Origin of the sequence: Alkalibacterium putridalgicola, assembly GCF_040959045.1 — a bacterium.
In the GTDB taxonomy this organism is placed as follows: domain Bacteria; phylum Bacillota; class Bacilli; order Lactobacillales; family Carnobacteriaceae_A; genus Alkalibacterium; species Alkalibacterium putridalgicola.
Window position 1 is genome coordinate 2181809 of the sequence record NZ_CP162615.1, and the last position, 15627, is coordinate 2197435.

The 15627-nt window shown below is 44.2% G+C and carries 15 protein-coding genes; 1 reads left to right on the top strand and 14 read right to left on the bottom strand.

All coding sequences use genetic code 11. From position 1 onward, the window contains the following. Nucleotides 1-84: 84 nt before the first annotated feature. From AB4027_RS10390 to AB4027_RS10450, 13 genes are all read right to left on the bottom strand, one after another. On the bottom strand, nt 85-441 hold the full coding sequence (locus AB4027_RS10390) for a type II toxin-antitoxin system PemK/MazF family toxin (RefSeq protein ID WP_091489536.1): 357 nt from the start codon (nt 439-441) through the stop codon (nt 85-87). 71 nt (nt 442-512) lie between these two features. Continuing rightward, nucleotides 513-761, bottom strand: a complete 249-nt coding sequence (locus AB4027_RS10395) for a hypothetical protein (protein ID WP_091489535.1) — start codon at nt 759-761, stop codon at nt 513-515. 179 nt (nt 762-940) lie between these two features. After that, the gene (acpS, locus tag AB4027_RS10400; protein ID WP_368645273.1) at nt 941-1294 is read right to left on the bottom strand and encodes a holo-ACP synthase; all 354 of its coding nucleotides are present in this window, start codon (nt 1292-1294) and stop codon (nt 941-943) included. Between the two features lie 154 nt (nt 1295-1448). Further along, complete coding sequence (locus AB4027_RS10405) at nt 1449-2909, bottom strand: DEAD/DEAH box helicase (RefSeq protein WP_368645274.1); 1461 nt, start codon at nt 2907-2909, stop codon at nt 1449-1451. Nucleotides 2910-3239: 330 nt separating this feature from the next. Beyond that, nucleotides 3240-4634 carry a UDP-N-acetylmuramoyl-tripeptide--D-alanyl-D-alanine ligase gene (gene murF / locus AB4027_RS10410; RefSeq protein WP_368645275.1) on the bottom strand — a complete coding sequence of 465 codons (1395 nt, stop codon included), beginning with the start codon at nt 4632-4634 and terminating at the stop codon, nt 3240-3242. Further along, nucleotides 4612-5718, bottom strand: a complete 1107-nt coding sequence (locus AB4027_RS10415; RefSeq protein ID WP_368645276.1) for a D-alanine--D-alanine ligase family protein — start codon at nt 5716-5718, stop codon at nt 4612-4614. Before AB4027_RS10415 ends, murF begins: the two co-directional genes overlap by 23 nt. Before the next feature lie 246 nt (nt 5719-5964). Further along, nucleotides 5965-6216, bottom strand: coding sequence for a type B 50S ribosomal protein L31 (locus tag AB4027_RS10420; RefSeq protein WP_091489526.1), 252 nt, complete (start codon nt 6214-6216; stop codon nt 5965-5967). A 207-nt stretch (nt 6217-6423) separates the two neighbouring features. After that, nucleotides 6424-7677, bottom strand: a complete 1254-nt coding sequence (gene rho, locus AB4027_RS10425; RefSeq protein ID WP_368645277.1) for a transcription termination factor Rho — start codon at nt 7675-7677, stop codon at nt 6424-6426. 18 nt (nt 7678-7695) lie between these two features. Beyond that, nucleotides 7696-8967 (bottom strand): UDP-N-acetylglucosamine 1-carboxyvinyltransferase, encoded by a 1272-nt coding sequence (locus tag AB4027_RS10430; protein ID WP_368645278.1) that lies wholly within the window; start codon nt 8965-8967, stop codon nt 7696-7698. Between the two features lie 32 nt (nt 8968-8999). Further along, on the bottom strand, nt 9000-9563 hold the full coding sequence (locus AB4027_RS10435) for a biotin transporter BioY (protein ID WP_368645279.1): 564 nt from the start codon (nt 9561-9563) through the stop codon (nt 9000-9002). Nucleotides 9564-9755: 192 nt separating this feature from the next. Further along, complete coding sequence (locus tag AB4027_RS10440; RefSeq protein WP_368645280.1) at nt 9756-10322, bottom strand: NADPH-dependent FMN reductase; 567 nt, start codon at nt 10320-10322, stop codon at nt 9756-9758. A gap of 12 nt (nt 10323-10334) precedes the next feature. Then, entirely contained in the window at nt 10335-11399 is a 1065-nt protein-coding gene (locus AB4027_RS10445) for an LLM class flavin-dependent oxidoreductase (protein ID WP_368645281.1), read from the bottom strand. A 581-nt stretch (nt 11400-11980) separates the two neighbouring features. Then, entirely contained in the window at nt 11981-12940 is a 960-nt protein-coding gene (locus AB4027_RS10450; RefSeq protein ID WP_368645282.1) for a nuclease-related domain-containing protein, read from the bottom strand. 208 nt (nt 12941-13148) lie between these two features. Here AB4027_RS10450 and AB4027_RS10455 point away from each other — a divergent pair, with 208 nt between their 5' ends. Then, nucleotides 13149-14462, top strand: coding sequence for an ISL3 family transposase (locus tag AB4027_RS10455; protein WP_368646429.1), 1314 nt, complete (start codon nt 13149-13151; stop codon nt 14460-14462). A gap of 221 nt (nt 14463-14683) precedes the next feature. Here the strand turns inward: AB4027_RS10455 and fba are convergent, their stop codons facing one another. Further along, nucleotides 14684-15541 (bottom strand): class II fructose-1,6-bisphosphate aldolase, encoded by an 858-nt coding sequence (fba, locus tag AB4027_RS10460; RefSeq protein ID WP_091489514.1) that lies wholly within the window; start codon nt 15539-15541, stop codon nt 14684-14686. Nucleotides 15542-15627 lie beyond the last annotated feature (86 nt).

Genomic DNA, 15627 nt, shown 5'->3' on the forward strand with positions numbered 1-15627 from the left:
TCACTGGCCGTCACCATTCCTCCAAAACAAAAAACAGCCTGACATTAAAGTCAAGACTGCTTTTTCTAAGTATTAAAGATGATGTTAAATATGTTTGTACTGATTAGACAGACCAACACTGATCGCTAAAGCATCATCGACCATAGTCATAGTCTTGTTGTCCAGCTGCGTGACTTGATCTCTTAAACGTTGTTTGTCGATCGTTCTTATCTGTTCAAGCAAAACGACTGAATTCTTTTCCAGTCCTTTATCGGCTCCGACTTCGACGTGCGTCGGCATTTTACCTTTTTCGATCTTCGTTGTTATAGCTGCAACAATGACTGTCGGGCTATATTTGTTACCAACATTATTCTGTATAATCAAGACCGGTCGCATGCCACCTTGCTCAGATCCGATTACTGGTGATAAATCCGCATAATAAATATCTCCGCGTTTAACCACAGGCTTTCCTCCTCGAAGGCGCCTTTTGGATAAAGGGATTCACTCTTTCACTTAACAAGACATCTTTCCCTTCAGATATGGGCGTGACTTTCATTTTCACAACCATCGAATTCTGAGCATATTTCTAAATTAATTTTGCCCATCTCCGCATATCCTTTCCTCATGGCATCCATTTTATTCATGGTATCTTTGATAAAACATTGAAGCATCTTATTCATTAATTCAGATTCTTCAATATTTGCATCCTGACAATATTCTTCTATTTCTTCATACACAGACTGTTCCAATTCAATCGTCATTTTTTTATTGTACTCTTCCATGAATAATGCCCTCCAAAAAGATTATTGCTCGATACCCTTGTCTCTTATTATACCAAAAGAGACGGTAGAATAAATAGCCCCACAGGAAATAATCTATCCCTATTCCTTAACTGTAAGTTTATCATGAACGGGCGAGCTTTTGAATCCTTCTTTGTGACAATTCTATGAAGGAAGAGATTTTAATTTTTTTCTAAAATGACTTGTGCCGCTGCAATGGCGTCTGTGTGCGTGATGGAAATCCAGACATTCCCTGAAAACGGGCTCTGAGTGACCACGGGTTTTCCTGACTGATCGGGCAATATTTCTACATCTAAAAAGCCGACCTTGCCTATTCCCGTTCCGAGTGCTTTTGAGAATGCTTCTTTTACAGAAAAACGTCCGGCTAGAAATTCGACTTTCCGTTTGCCTTTAAGATCATGAAAAATTTCTAATTCTTTTTCTGTCAGCACTCTCTGGGCAAATGTTTCCCGTTTTATGTACGCTTTTCTGATCCTGTCTATCTCCACAACGTCTAAACCAATACCAACAATCATCTTTTTCCTCTATTCTTCTAACCCATCATACTCTTGTTACTTCTATTATGTTAACAGATTCACATCAAAATGTCATTTATAAACGATTTTTAACAGAATAAAAGCCGGCAGGAGGTTCTCCCTTACCGGCTTCCTTATCAGTTATAGCGTCCTGTTATTTTCTTTTCGGACGGTTATTGCTGCTTCGCTTGCCTTTGTTGTCGCCGCCTGAACGACGTTTCCCTTTATAGTTGCGGTTACCGCCACGGTTTCCGCCTTTACCCTTGCCTTTTCCGCCTCTTCGACCTTTATCCTTGTTAGGAAGCGGGCGCTGAGGAGAAATTTTAACAGGGACATCAGTCGGATCCTTGACCATGGCTTTAACTAAAGCCGCCGCCAGATCTTCAGCTGAGTATGAAGAAAGCAGTTTTTCAGCCGCTGTTTCATACTTCTCCAGACCATTGTCGTTTATGGATTTCTGGATATCATCCATAGCTGACTGCAGCTGGCTTTCTAAAGCTTCGTCGCTGGTAGGCGGACGCAGAGCTGTCATAGACTGTTTCGTCAGTTTTTCGATCGTATGCAGGTAGCTCATTTCATGAGGTGTCACGAATGTAACAGCTACACCTTCTTCACCGGCACGACCTGTACGGCCGATACGGTGGACATAGCTCTCAGGATCCTGTGGGATGTCATAGTTATAGACATGCGTCAAGCCGGTAACATCCAAGCCACGGGCAGCCACATCGGTCGCTACTAAGATATCGATTTTACCTTTTTTAAAGTCTTTCAAGACACTCATACGTTTGCTTTGAGACAGGTCGCCGTGGATACCTTCGGCCGTATAGCCGCGCATTTCCAGACCTTTAGACAGTTCATCCACACGTTTTTTGGTACGGCCGAAAATCAGTGCTGATTTAGGGTTCTGTACGTCGATCAGGCGTGTAAGAATGTCAAATTTTTCATTATCTCTAGCTTTGGTATAAAACTGGTCGATCGTCGACGCAGATAATGTTTTCGTTTTGATACGGACTGTTTCAGGGTCTTCCATGAAACGGACACCGATACGTTTGATGGCATCAGGCATCGTAGCAGAGAACAGTAAAGTCTGACGCTCTTTTGGCGTTTCTTTAATGATGGCTTCGATGTCGTCGATGAAGCCCATGTTAAGCATTTCGTCAGCTTCGTCTAATACCAGCGTTTCCACTTGGTCTAAACGCAGAGTTTTACGACGAATATGGTCAAGCATACGACCTGGTGTACCCACAACGATCTGTGCGCCGCCTTTGATCTGCTTGATTTGACGTCTGATATCTGCGCCACCATAGACACACGTTACTTTAACGCGTTTATCTTTGCTCAAACGGAAGATCTCTTCCTGAGTCTGGATAGCCAGTTCACGTGTCGGTGCAACGACTAATCCCTGCACGACATGTTTTGACGTATCGATTTTCTGCAGCATCGGAAGACCAAACGCAGCCGTTTTACCTGTACCCGTTTGAGCCTGTCCGATAACGTCTTTACCTTCTAAAGCAAGTGGAATCGTCTGTTCCTGGATGGGCGTTGTTTCTTCGAACCCCATGTCCTTCACGGATTTCAGTAGTTCTGGTAGTAAATCTAGTTCATTAAATTTCAAAAAATGTTTCCTCCTATTGTTTTCCTTAGCAGGCATTCGTTTAAGAGCCAAGAATGGTTTTACCCATGCATAGAGAAAAATCATTTCTTGAAAACAGAACGTTCCGTGATTCTGTTCATATAAAGACCCTAGTGTACGTATCTCATCGTTCGATGCGGTACACCAGGGTATGACATTTAACTTGACTCAGTATTTATTATTTAATTTTAATTTTATACGATAGACATTTCTATCTATTAAACGAATAGCTGTCTGTCTTACAGATGTTATCTTATCACGTACCCCGTACGTTTTCAACTTATTTTCATAAGGCAGAAAAATGAATACGTTTTATTGTTTTTCGTCCTGACTTAACTTGGACACAACTTCCAGCATACCTGTACTGAAGCTGGATTTGAATAAGACCGTGTCCTCAGGCTGCAAAGTATCTTTTAGATAAGCGATGACTTTGTCTTTTTCACCGGTAAAGTGATGTAGCTGATTTTTTTTCACTTTACCGGACATTTCCTCATGCAAAGCTTTCATGAAGTCGCCATAAAGCACCAGCTCATCGATGCTGTCTGTGTCGATCGCCTGGTGAAGCTCACGGTGCATGGCTTCTGCCTGCTCGCCGAGTTCCAGGATGTCACCCAGCACCACGATTTTGCGTCCCGGCACGTCGATCCCTTTAAAGTAGCTGAGTACAGCTCTGACCGAGGACGGGCTCGCATTATACGCATCATTCAAAAGGACTGATCCGTTAACGCCATCCAGCCATTCCAGACGGTTCTTGGTCAGCTGGAAACTGGATAACTGCTCGTAAATCGCTTCTTTTTCGATACCCAGCGTTTCTCCCACTAGTATGGCGGCTAAGGCATTCTGTACGTTATATTCGCCCGGGATAGGTAGGACGCACGCCACTTCTGGTTCCTGATTCGTTTTGAAGCGTGTCTGCTTCATTTCCGTTTCGATTTCCGTTGAGTAGAGGTCGACCCCGCTGTTTTTTCCAAACGTTTTGACCGTTTTCACTTTTTCATCGACCCAGCCGTCAGCGATCCGGGTTTGTAAAAGCGGTTCTTCTCCAGGGTAAATAAGGGTCCCCTGTTCCATCCCTTCAACGATTTCCAGCTTGGCTTCAGAAATAGCTTCTCTTGACCCCAGAAATTCGATATGGGATTCACCGATCATGGTGATGACGGCGATATCCGGTTCAGCGATTTCAGATAAGATGTGGATCTCACCTTTTTCACTCATCCCCATTTCAAGCACGACGACTTCAGTGTCTCTGTCCATCTCTAAAATGGTCAAAGGGAGACCTAAATGGTTGTTGAAATTTCCGCCGGTTTTATGGGTCTTGTATTTAGCGGAAGCCACTGCCGCCACCATATCTTTCGTGGTCGTTTTTCCGTTACTCCCGGTGATACCGATAACCTTGGGCGATACTTCGTTTAAGTAGTGCTTGGCAAAAGACTGGAAAGCTTTCAGTGTATCTTCCACTTGGATGACTGCGATCTCTTTCGGTGCATTCTCGATCGGATCGCTCCACAACGTAGCTGATGCTCCTTTTTCCATGGCAGACCCTATAAAGTCATGGCCGTTGCGGTCGGCTGTCAATGGGATGAATAAGTTCCCTTCAGTCAGCGTCCGGGTATCAAAGGATACACCCGCCACCAGATCTGTTTTATCACTGTTGAATACTTTGCCCCCCACTGCCTGGGCGATCTCATTTAGTGTCCAGTTCGGCATTGATACTCTCCATTTCTATACTGTCATCTTCTGTCGTGACTTCTGTGCTTAATTTATATTTATCTTTGTGTCTGCGCAGACCCAGCTGAATGACTTCTTCGATCAGGTCAGCGTAAGGGATGCCCGTCTTCGCCCACACTTTGGGGTACATGCTGTTCGACGTGAATCCCGGGATGGTGTTGACCTCATTGATGTAGACCTCTCCATCTTCGGTCAAAAAGAAATCGGCACGGGAAATACCTGACCCATTGATCGCTTCAAATGCGTCTGCTGCCATTTTTCTCATTTTCTTCGTCAGTTCAGCGGATATCTTGGCGGGTATCTCGCGGACCACTTTCTGATTCAAGTATTTATCTTCGTAGGCATAAAAAGGTTTCTGTTTCACCAGTTCTCCTGGTACAGACGTATGTACGTCTTCGTTTCCAAGGATAGCCACTTCGATTTCGCGTACGGACACGCCTTTTTCCACAACGATCCGGTAATCATAATTAAAGGCCAGTTCGATGGCTTCGGTCAATTCCTCTGAGTTCAGCGCCCGCGTGATACCGACACTGGAACCCTGATTCACAGGCTTGACATACATAGGATAGTCCAGATAGGTTTCAAGCGCTTCGCAGACATCCTGCTGGCTGACTTTCCAGTCTCTCAATTTGACTTCTTTGTAAGGCAGCACGGACAGTCCCGCTTCTTTAAACACACTTTTGCTTATCAGCTTGTCCATACCAATGGCACTTGCCAGCACGCCGGAACCAACGTAAGGGATATCCAGCGTTTCAAATAGACCCTGGACCGTTCCGTCTTCGCCGTTTGGTCCGTGAAGAACCGGGAAGGCCACGGATTCTCCTTCCAGCAATTCATTGAAAGAGAACGGTTGTTTCTGCTTCAGATCGACGAGTTCAGCCTTTGACTGGATGCTGTCTCTGCTTTCTACTTCTGTTCCTCTGAACCAGCTTCCCTCTCGTGTTATATAAACAGGGATAACAGTATAATAGTCGTAATAAATATGTTGCAGGATCGAAAAAGCGGATTTGACAGAGACTTCGTGTTCTGCATTTTTACCGCCATATATCACATAAAGCTTCATTGTTTTTCCTCCTGTTTCTCGCTGATGCAGTCACAAGCTCAGCGCTTGCGGATTTATATCTATAGTTTAGCATATTTACTTGGTGCAACAAGCAAAATAATTATAACATTTTAAAGCGGCTAAAGACACGAATCCGTTCTTTAACAGAGGGCTGTATGGTCTTTGTCATTGTGTAAAAAACCGCCGGGAGCTGACGGAAATCAGGGTAAAAAAAAAGCTCTGGATACCCAGAACTTTTTTGTCTTATTACGCTTCTTCCAAACCGTATTTTTTGTTGAAACGGTCGATACGTCCATCTGCCTGAGCAAATTTCTGACGTCCTGTGTAGAACGGATGAGAATCTGAAGAAATCTCAACACGGATCAATGGGTAGCTGTTTCCATCTTCCCATTCTACTGTTTCACTTGATGTTTTTGTAGAACCTGACATGAATTTGAATCCTGTCGTTGTATCCATAAACACTACATCACGATATTCTGGATGAATTCCTTGTTTCATTCTTTTTCACTCCTTAACTGCCATGAACTCTTTGCGAATCCATAGTTATCTTCATTCAATAGTCAAGACAAACAGCCAGCAGACGATATTTCGTTTGCTTAACGTTTCATCTTATTTCTTTTGTATGCAACACTACATATCTTAGCATGTTTTGCCTGCTCATGCAATCTTTTGCTTGAAAAAAATCTCTGAAATCCTATTTTTTTACTATTTCAGCACTTTTTTAACAAAGCCGTCATTCTTTTTGTAGCGTTTCAGGTTTTTGATGAACTGATCCGTATACTCCAGCGAATTATTCCCCATGCCACGACGCAGTTTATACACGGCTTCGTATTCTTCTTTAGACAACAGCATTTCTTCTTTACGCGTGCTTGATTTTCTGATATCGATGGCCGGATATATACGGCGTTCTGCCAGTTCGCGGGACAGATGGACTTCCATGTTACCCGTTCCTTTGAACTCTTCATAGATCACATCATCCATGCGACTGCCGGTGTCGACCAGAGCCGTCGCCACGATCGTCATGCTGCCGCCTTCTTCCACATTACGTGCAGAACCGAAGAAGCGCTTCGGACGGTATAAAGCAGCCGGGTCGATCCCTCCGCTCAGCGTACGTCCGCTTGGCTGTTCCACCAGGTTATAAGCACGAGCCAGTCGGGTGATACTGTCCATAAGGATGACGACATCCTGCTTGTCTTCCACTAAACGGCGTGCGCGTTCCAGCACCAGCTCGCTGACTTTCACATGATTCTGTGGCTGCTGGTCAAAGGTCGAATGCACCACTTCTCCGTCAATGCTGCGTTCCAGATCTGTCACTTCTTCCGGCCGTTCGTCTATCAGCAGAACAATGAGTTCCACGTCAGGATGATTGGCTTTGATCCCATTGGCAATTTCTTTAAGTAAAGTCGTTTTACCTACTTTAGGAGGCGAAACGATCAGTCCACGCTGACCGAACCCGATCGGTGCGATCAGGTCGATCATGCGGGCGGACATTTCATTGGATGAAGATTCCAGATTGATGCGTCTATCCGGATATAAAGGGGTCAGTGCCGGGAAATGCGGACGCTCTCTGGCTTCTTCCGGGTCCTTTCCGTTGACGAGTTGGACGTTCATGAGTCCGTAATAACGTTCCCCGGCTTTCGGCGGACGAGCTGTCCCCGTGATTTTGTCCCCATTACGCAGACCGAAACGGGTCATTTGAGAAGCAGAAATGTAGACATCTTCATTGCTGTGTGAATAATTGATCGGACGCAGAAAGCCGAAATCCTGATGGCTGATTTTATCCAGTACACCGCTGACTCCGAAAAACCCCTGTTTTTCCTCTTCAGCGCGAATGACGGCCATCGACAGTTCTTTTTTGTTCATCTGACTATATGAAGGAACTTTCAGCTCTTTTGCCAGTTCGTAAATTTCTTTTAATGTTTTTTCCTGTAATTCGCTGTACGTTATAAACTTTGCCACTTTCAAGTCCCCTATTCGTTAGTCTTCCCGGTCTTCCATATGCAGATCTGCGCCGAGTGCAGTCAGTTTCTCAACGATATTGTCATAGCCTCGAAGGATGTGTTCGACACCGCCGATAACTGTTTCGCCTTCGGCAAGCAATCCGGCAACGACCAGACAGGCGCCGGCACGCAGGTCCGTAGCCATGACTTCTGCGCCTTCCAGTTGATGTCCGCCTTCGATAAGGATCACATCACTTTCCACTCGGGCGTTCGCGCCCATTCTGTTGAGTTCAGGTATGTGTTTGATTCGTTTAGGATAAATCGTATCCACGATCATCGATTCGCCTTTAGCCGTCATTAAAAGTGGTGTGAATGGCTGCTGCAAGTCTGTAGCAAAGCCTGGGTAAGGCAGTGTCTTGATCGATATGCCTTTAAGTGGACCGTCCGGAGCAGTCACGCGGACGTAATCTTCTCCGATTTCCAGAGGCACACCCATCTCTTCCATTTTTGCAATAAGTCCTTCCAAGTGTTCAACGATGATGTTGTTGATTTTTACGTCTTTACCTTTAGCAGCGGCCATGATCAGATAGGTTCCCGCTTCGATACGGTCAGGAATTACCGTATGACGACAGCCATGCATCTCCTCAACACCGTCGATCCGGATAATGTCAGTTCCGGCTCCGCGAACTTTAGCGCCCATGTTGTTCAGCAAGGTCGCTACGTCAATGATTTCTGGTTCACGTGCAGCATTCTCGATGATCGTACGGCCTTTGGCTTTCACCGCTGCCAGCATCACATTGATCGTTGCACCGATGGAGACCACGTCAAAGTAGATACGCGCTGCCTGCAGTCCATCTTCGTCTGTCTTCAGATACATCGCACCCAGTTCGTTTTCGACTGTTGCGCCTAGTGCACGGAATCCTTTCAAATGCTGGTCGATCGGACGCGGGCCTAAGAAACAACCGCCCGGAAGTCCAACGACGCCTTGACCGAACTTCGTCAGCAGCGCTCCCATAAAGTAATAGGATGCGCGCAGGCTTTTGATTTTACCTGTCGGCATCGGAACAGAGACCATGTCGGTCGGATCAATGGTGAGTGTCGTTCCTTCAAATGATGTTTTTACGTTCATTTCATTTAGAATCGAAATAAGTGAATAGACGTCTGAAATATTCGGTACGCCTTCTAGCGTAACGGGTGAATCAGCCAGGATCGCTGCCGGTATCAAAGCCACCGTACTGTTCTTGGCACCAGAGATCGTTACTTCACCGGTCAGTTCTTTTCCTCCGTTAACAATTAACTTCTGAGTCATGTTTAATCCTCTCTTTTTGAAAAATCCTTAGTTTAATAGCGATCGATCCGCTTATAGAATGATAGTTTCTTCAGTCTTTCATAAACAACCGCTGCCGCAAGTACCTTCAGAGTATCGATAGGTAAAAAGATGGTCAGATTAGTCGTCAGTATGGCAGACAGTTGAACAGGTGTATCCAGGACCCCATTCAGCAAGGCATACTGATAGGCGATACCTATCGTGTAAAGGATAAGCACACCCGCCATCATGACAAGCCCATTATGGATATTTGTTGTCTTGCGGTTTATACCTTTCCCAACAAACCAGCCTACCGGTATCGCGCCCAGGATATACCCAAACGAAGGAGATAATAACTGGCCGATCCCGCCGGCCCCGCCGGCAAAGACTGGCAGTCCGATCAGTCCGGCAAGCATATAGAGACCAATGGCCATCATGCTCTTTGCCGGTCCCAGAATTGCAGGGTTCAGAAGAAACAAGACGACCTGCAGGGTAATAGGGACCAATCCGATGGGTATAATAACTAATGATGCGACAGCGAGGAGTGTTGTTGATAAGGCAATTTGAGTTAAGTCTTTTGTGGTTATTTTTTTAAACAAAGTGAAACCTCTATCTCTTTTTTCTATTTAGCACAATCTATCAACAGTATAAACAATTCATTCATTAAATACAATGCGTTGGGTGAATTGAAAGACAGTTGTTATTTACTTTACATTTCAGGGTCACTTTTATACACCAGGGAAAGTTTTGCGATGTAGAGCTGTCATTACGCCTGATCAACTGTCATCCGTTTAAAAACCGTACTCTTCTTCTTTAGCCTGCTTGACTGACTGATAGGTATTCATCAGGATAAACGTATCTTCCACCAGCCGTTCGATCCTGAATAAGGCATCTTCGTTCACGATTTCTTTGCGGTGAAAGTCTCTTTCTTCCATAAAGACAAAGGTCTGGACGATTTGAGCTTTCATATAGGCCAGGATCGGTTTGAGCTGAGTTTCTGCAATGAGATAGTGCTTGGCAGAACCCGCCGTCACTAAAAGGCTGACCGTTTTATCGCGAAGGCCATTTTGGGGAAGCAGGTCAAAGATGTTCTTGAGTGACCCGGGTATAGACGCTTGAAAAATAGGCGTGCCGATAAAAATCGCATCGGCATCCATTAACTTTTGAGTAACGTATTGAGTGTCTCCGGTATATTCCAGATAATTTCTGCCATCACTGAAGACCAGTTCGTGATCAGCCAGATCGATCAGCGTCACGGTTTCATCTGGATGCTGGTTTTTTATTTGGTCATAAACGGCATTCATAGCGGTTCTTGTTTTGGATCCCATAGTGGAACCCGATAAGACAACGATAGACATTCTGCATCCTCCTTAATCTTTTGCTGTATATTTTTTCACTGCCGGCAGGATCTCGTTACCGATCAGTTCGATGTTCTTCATGATTTTATCAAAAGGCACGCCGCCAAAATCCAGCTGGGCCATGTAACGCTGGTGGCCGAACGTTTCATGCTGATAAAGGATCTTCTCGATGATTTCCTGTGGGCTACCGACGTTCATGATGTTTTTCGGATGAGCGCCTTGAGCAAACTGCTGCTTGGGGAAGCCCTGACCGTTCGTGCGTTTCATGCCTTCATTGATATGCGGGTAATATTCTCTCTGCGCCTGCTGGGTGGTTTCGGCAGCATAGAAGAAACCAGCCGTGGCAACTGGGAATTCTTTTGCATCATAACCGGAGGCGTCCAGCGTTTCTCTGTAGGCATCGATCGAACGCTTGAATATCGACGCCGGTCCTCCGAGCATGGCCAGCGTCATCGGCACACCCTGGTAGCCGGCCTTCATTGCGCTGGCCGGTGCACCGCCGACGGCACGCCAGATCGGCAGCTTGCCGTTCAAGGGACGCGGCAGGATGTGTGCATTTTTGAGTGCCGGCCGGAATTCACCCTGCCATGTGACCGTTTCTTCGTTATTTATCTGTAGGAGTAATTCAAACTTTTCTTCAAATAATTCTTCATAATCGCGAAGGTCATACCCTAAGAGGTCGAACAAGCCGACACGTGAGGCACGTCCCGCCACGATTTCAGCCCGGCCATTGGATATCAGATCGATCGTTGCAAAGTCCTCGAACACGCGCACCGGATCGAGCGTGCTGATGATCGTTGATGAGCTGCTGAGCTTTATTTTTTCAGTCGCCTGAGCCATGGCGGACAGGACGACCGTGTGGGCCTGTGTCGTAAAGTAGTCCTGATGACTTTCTCCCACACTGATGACATCCAGTCCGGCCTGTTCAGCCAGCTTGGCCATTTCAATCAGTTCCTGCAGTCGCTGCTGGGCAGAAATTCGTTTGCCTTCAAGCGGATTCTCCAGATGATCTCCTAACGTGTACAAACCGAATTCCAGTCTATTCTTCTCATTTATACGGTAGTCTTGAAAACTCACATTATCACTCTTTTCATTTAGTTTAATCCTTATTTTACATTTATAATCATCGTTTATGAAACGATAGTTTACGTTTCAAAGTTTAAGTATACAGCACGAGCTAACTAATAGTAAGTATTTCTTCTTTTAATTAGAAGGTAGCGGTCGAGCGGTCGACCGCTTTCCTTATATTAATTGAAGAGATTTTGGGAAACTGATTAATTCCCGGAACTCATTCCCTTTTTTTCTCCCGAGTTGCTATTAAGCGAAACTATAATAGGAATTCAATAGAAACTATGGTCCCGAGTTGCTATTATACCGCTCTATAGCAGCAACTCAATACATTATTTCTGCATGAGTTCCTATTATGAACCTAGATAATGGCAACCTATATAGATATTATCTTACGAGTTCTTATTATAACTCTTTATATTATCAGCTCATCCGTTTCTTAATTTCTGAGCTCCTACTAATAGCATCTATAACAGTAACTCACATATAAATTATTTTTGAGTTCCCATTAATAAGCAGATAAGTCACTTTTTATCAGTCAATCACCGTCTATTAAGTGAATTCTCGTCGATCGACGAGAATTTTCATCTTTAAAATCTTTTATTAGTTAAAGAATCGTCCAGTGACGATTCCTTCCATTCGTAATAAGCTCCTGTAGTGTGGTTTTTTTTAGTATATTTTTTAGAAAGGATGAAACTTATTCTTTCTTTCGAGACTTTTTCACCGCACCATTCGTGGATAATGTTTCTTGATATTTTCAGTTCTGGAAAAAGTAGTCTGAATTCCTCGATATTTTGAACGACGGTCTCTTCTTTTGCTCTTTTACTATGACAAGATTTGCATGTCCCCATCCGTTGAGTAAACTCCATATCAAACGAACCGCACACTACGCATGTGATCCCTTTTTTCAGACAATGATAATCGTAATCAGGAATCAACTGATGGAAGTTCGCATCGGTTCGATGTTTAGACAGCAGGCGGTCCGCGAGATAGCGGTGATTCCTGTTCAATGCCACGCGCTGACTGTCCAGCTTTGAAAAGTGGGCCTGAATCTGGTTCGGTAAAATAAGCGGGTCTTTGGGGCTGGCATGGTACAGCGTAAACGTTGGATTAACATAGATGACTGCCCCTTCGACCCCGATGTCAGCATGCCACTGGTGGAACAACTGCCGAAGTAGCGACGTCGTCCGAGTCAGCTGGGTCAAGGGATTCCCGATTTCCTTCCCCGATAGAGTCAGCAACTGCCGGTCTTTCATCTGGTAATCCCCTCTGTAGTTTTTGATCTCATAAAGGTAAGCTGTTTCCGGTGTGATGACCAGCGAATCGATCTGTACGGACTGGTCACTAATTGAAAGTAACAAATCATTCAGTACAAGGACCTCTGCCTGCACCGACTTCTCGAGCAGCGAATCAAAGTGTATTTCTCCTTCGAAACCTTTTTCCATACTGATGATGTGCCGCTTGTTCTTTACCGCCAGCGGCATCCGCTTATCCAGACATTTTAAAATCGTGAGTAATTCCGGTTGAGTGCGTGATTTGACTGTTTCCATCCCTTTGCTCCTATTCGTTAAACGCGTAAGGTTCATCTCCCTACTTACTATATTGTCCAAACAGTGGTTGTACAATAAAGGACGTTGGTGAGAGAGAATCTCACTAACGTCCTTTTGTTTATATTAGAAAACAAGTGAGTTCTCCTGTAGAATAATAGTCGACGAAAACATCACCTAAGGAGGACCCCACTTGTCTACTTCAAATAATATGCGAAACGTTCTAGATATTCAAGATAAACATCTCACTTTTTCCGATGATTGCGTCACCAAAGGTGACTTTAAGGGCAAGAAATGTAAGTTCATTGACTGCACATTGTCCTATGTACCTAAAGAATGTGCGCACTGCGAGGCGCCCAATGTAGGGTTTAGTATTTATAAAAATGGAACTCAGACCTCTCGGGTAACCTTTCCCATGGCAGGAATTTTGCCAACATACTTACGTATCAGAAAACAGCGCTTTATGTGTAAGTGCTGTGGTAAAAGTTTCACTGCCCGAACCCCCGTCGTTGAACGTAACTGCTTCATCTCTAACTACATAAAAGCACAAATCTTGACTCAATCCGGTGAAACCCGATCGGTAAAAGATATAGCCAAGCACACCAATGTCTCAGAAGCGAGTGTTCAGCGTGTCCTTACATCAGAAGGTGAATGTTACCGTCCACATTATCATTCACTACCAGAAAACTTGTCTTTTGACGAATTTAAATACGCCAGTGGGCGCATGGCTTTTGAATACATTGATGCAGAAACGGGCGATATTTTGGATATCTTACCAGCTAAAGACAGTCGTTATGTCACTCAACATTTCTTGTCTCGATACAGCCTCAAGCAAAGAAGCGAAGTGAAGACCATAACGATAGACATGAACGCCAGTTATATGAGCTTCATACCCACGCTATTTCCTAACGCTCATATTATCATTGATCGTTTCCACATCATCCAACTTATTAATCGCTCAATGAATAAAACACGGGTGACAATAATGAACCAACTGAACAACTCAAATGGCGAAGATCAGAAAAAGTATCGACGGTTAAAACGCTACTGGAAAAAGTTACTTAAGAAAGAAAAAAATATCACTTATACGACCTATACCTTCTACCGCCTGTTCGGTCAACGAACTGAAGCAGCCATTCTATCGGAAATACTTGCCTATGATCCAACGTTAAAGGCCACCTACGATTTGTATCAGTCTATCATTGCGGCCGTTGAAGCAAACGACTTTGAACGATTGTCGGCTATATTGAATCAGCCTTGTTCTCCGGATGTGTCCCCTCAGATGAAGACAAGCCTGCGGACGTTGAGAAAACATCTAAGTGCGATACGCCATACCTTTATTTATCCGTACAACAACGGACGGATCGAGGGAATCAATAATAAAATAAAGGTCCTGAACCGAGTAGCCTACGGCTACCGCAACTTTGCCAATTACAAGAATAGAATCATATTGCACTTCAAGCTTAATCAACAAATAGAACAGGAATCTGTCAAAAAAAATGAAGAGCACACATCAGCTGCCTAGGTAGCTGAGATGTACTCTCCGATAACTTAAAAATATTTAGCTATTATTCTTCACCAACGTTAGTTGACGTAGAACCCAAACAGTTTCATTCCTCACTTTTTTCATACGAAAAAAGCACTTCCCAATACGACTGTTTCATCGTTTCAGGAAGTGCTTTGCAGATCAGTCAGAGGGAAGTCGTTCACACGACTTCCTGACCTCTCTATTATTTGATTGTCTGATTAAGCTTGGTTTGAAGAACCGAATTCTTTCATTTTAGCTTTAGTTGTAGCTGTGATGTTTTCTTTACCAGGTCCAACGATTTTACGAGGATCGTAAACTTTGTCGTCGTTGGCAATAACTTCACGTGTACGTTTAGCCCATACTTGCTGCAACTCAGTGTTTACGTTGATTTTAGTATGACCAAATTCGATAGCTTTTTCGATTTGGTGAGTAGGGATTCCTGATCCACCGTGTAAGACTAAAGGTGCACCTGTCAATTCAGAAATTTCTTTCATTTCGTCAAAGCCAAGTTTTGGTTCGCCTTCGTAGTCACCGTGAACAGAACCTAAAGCCGCTGCCAATGCATCGATTTTAGCTTCTTCAACCATACGTTTACATTCTTCAGGGTCAGCATACATGACGCCACCAGTAATACCGTCTTCAGTACCACCAACAGTTCCAACTTCAGCTTCAACTGAAACGCCTTTTGAATGAGCAAATTCTACAACTTTTTTCGTTGCTTGAATGTTCTCTTCGATCGGGAATTTTGAGTTGTCGATCATGACTGATGTGAATCCAGCTTCGATCGCTGCTGTACATGTTTCTAATGAAGAACCGTGGTCCAAGTGAACGGCAACAGGAACTGTGATATCCATTGTTTCCATCAAAGCATTGACCATAGCAGTAACCACTTTGAATCCGCCCATGTATTTAGCTGCTCCTTCAGAAACACCTAAAATAACTGGAGATTTTTCTTCTTGTGCTGCTTGTAAAATGGCTTGTGTCCATTCCAAGTTGTTGATGTTGAATTGACCGACAGCATATTTTCCGTCTAAAGCTTTGTTCAACATTTCTGTCATACTTACTAAACGACTCATATATATAGCCTCCTAAAATTTTTGCGCACTTTTTAAACCGAGATACGCGCTCGGCTTCACTATTCATTATAAACAAAACTTCACAA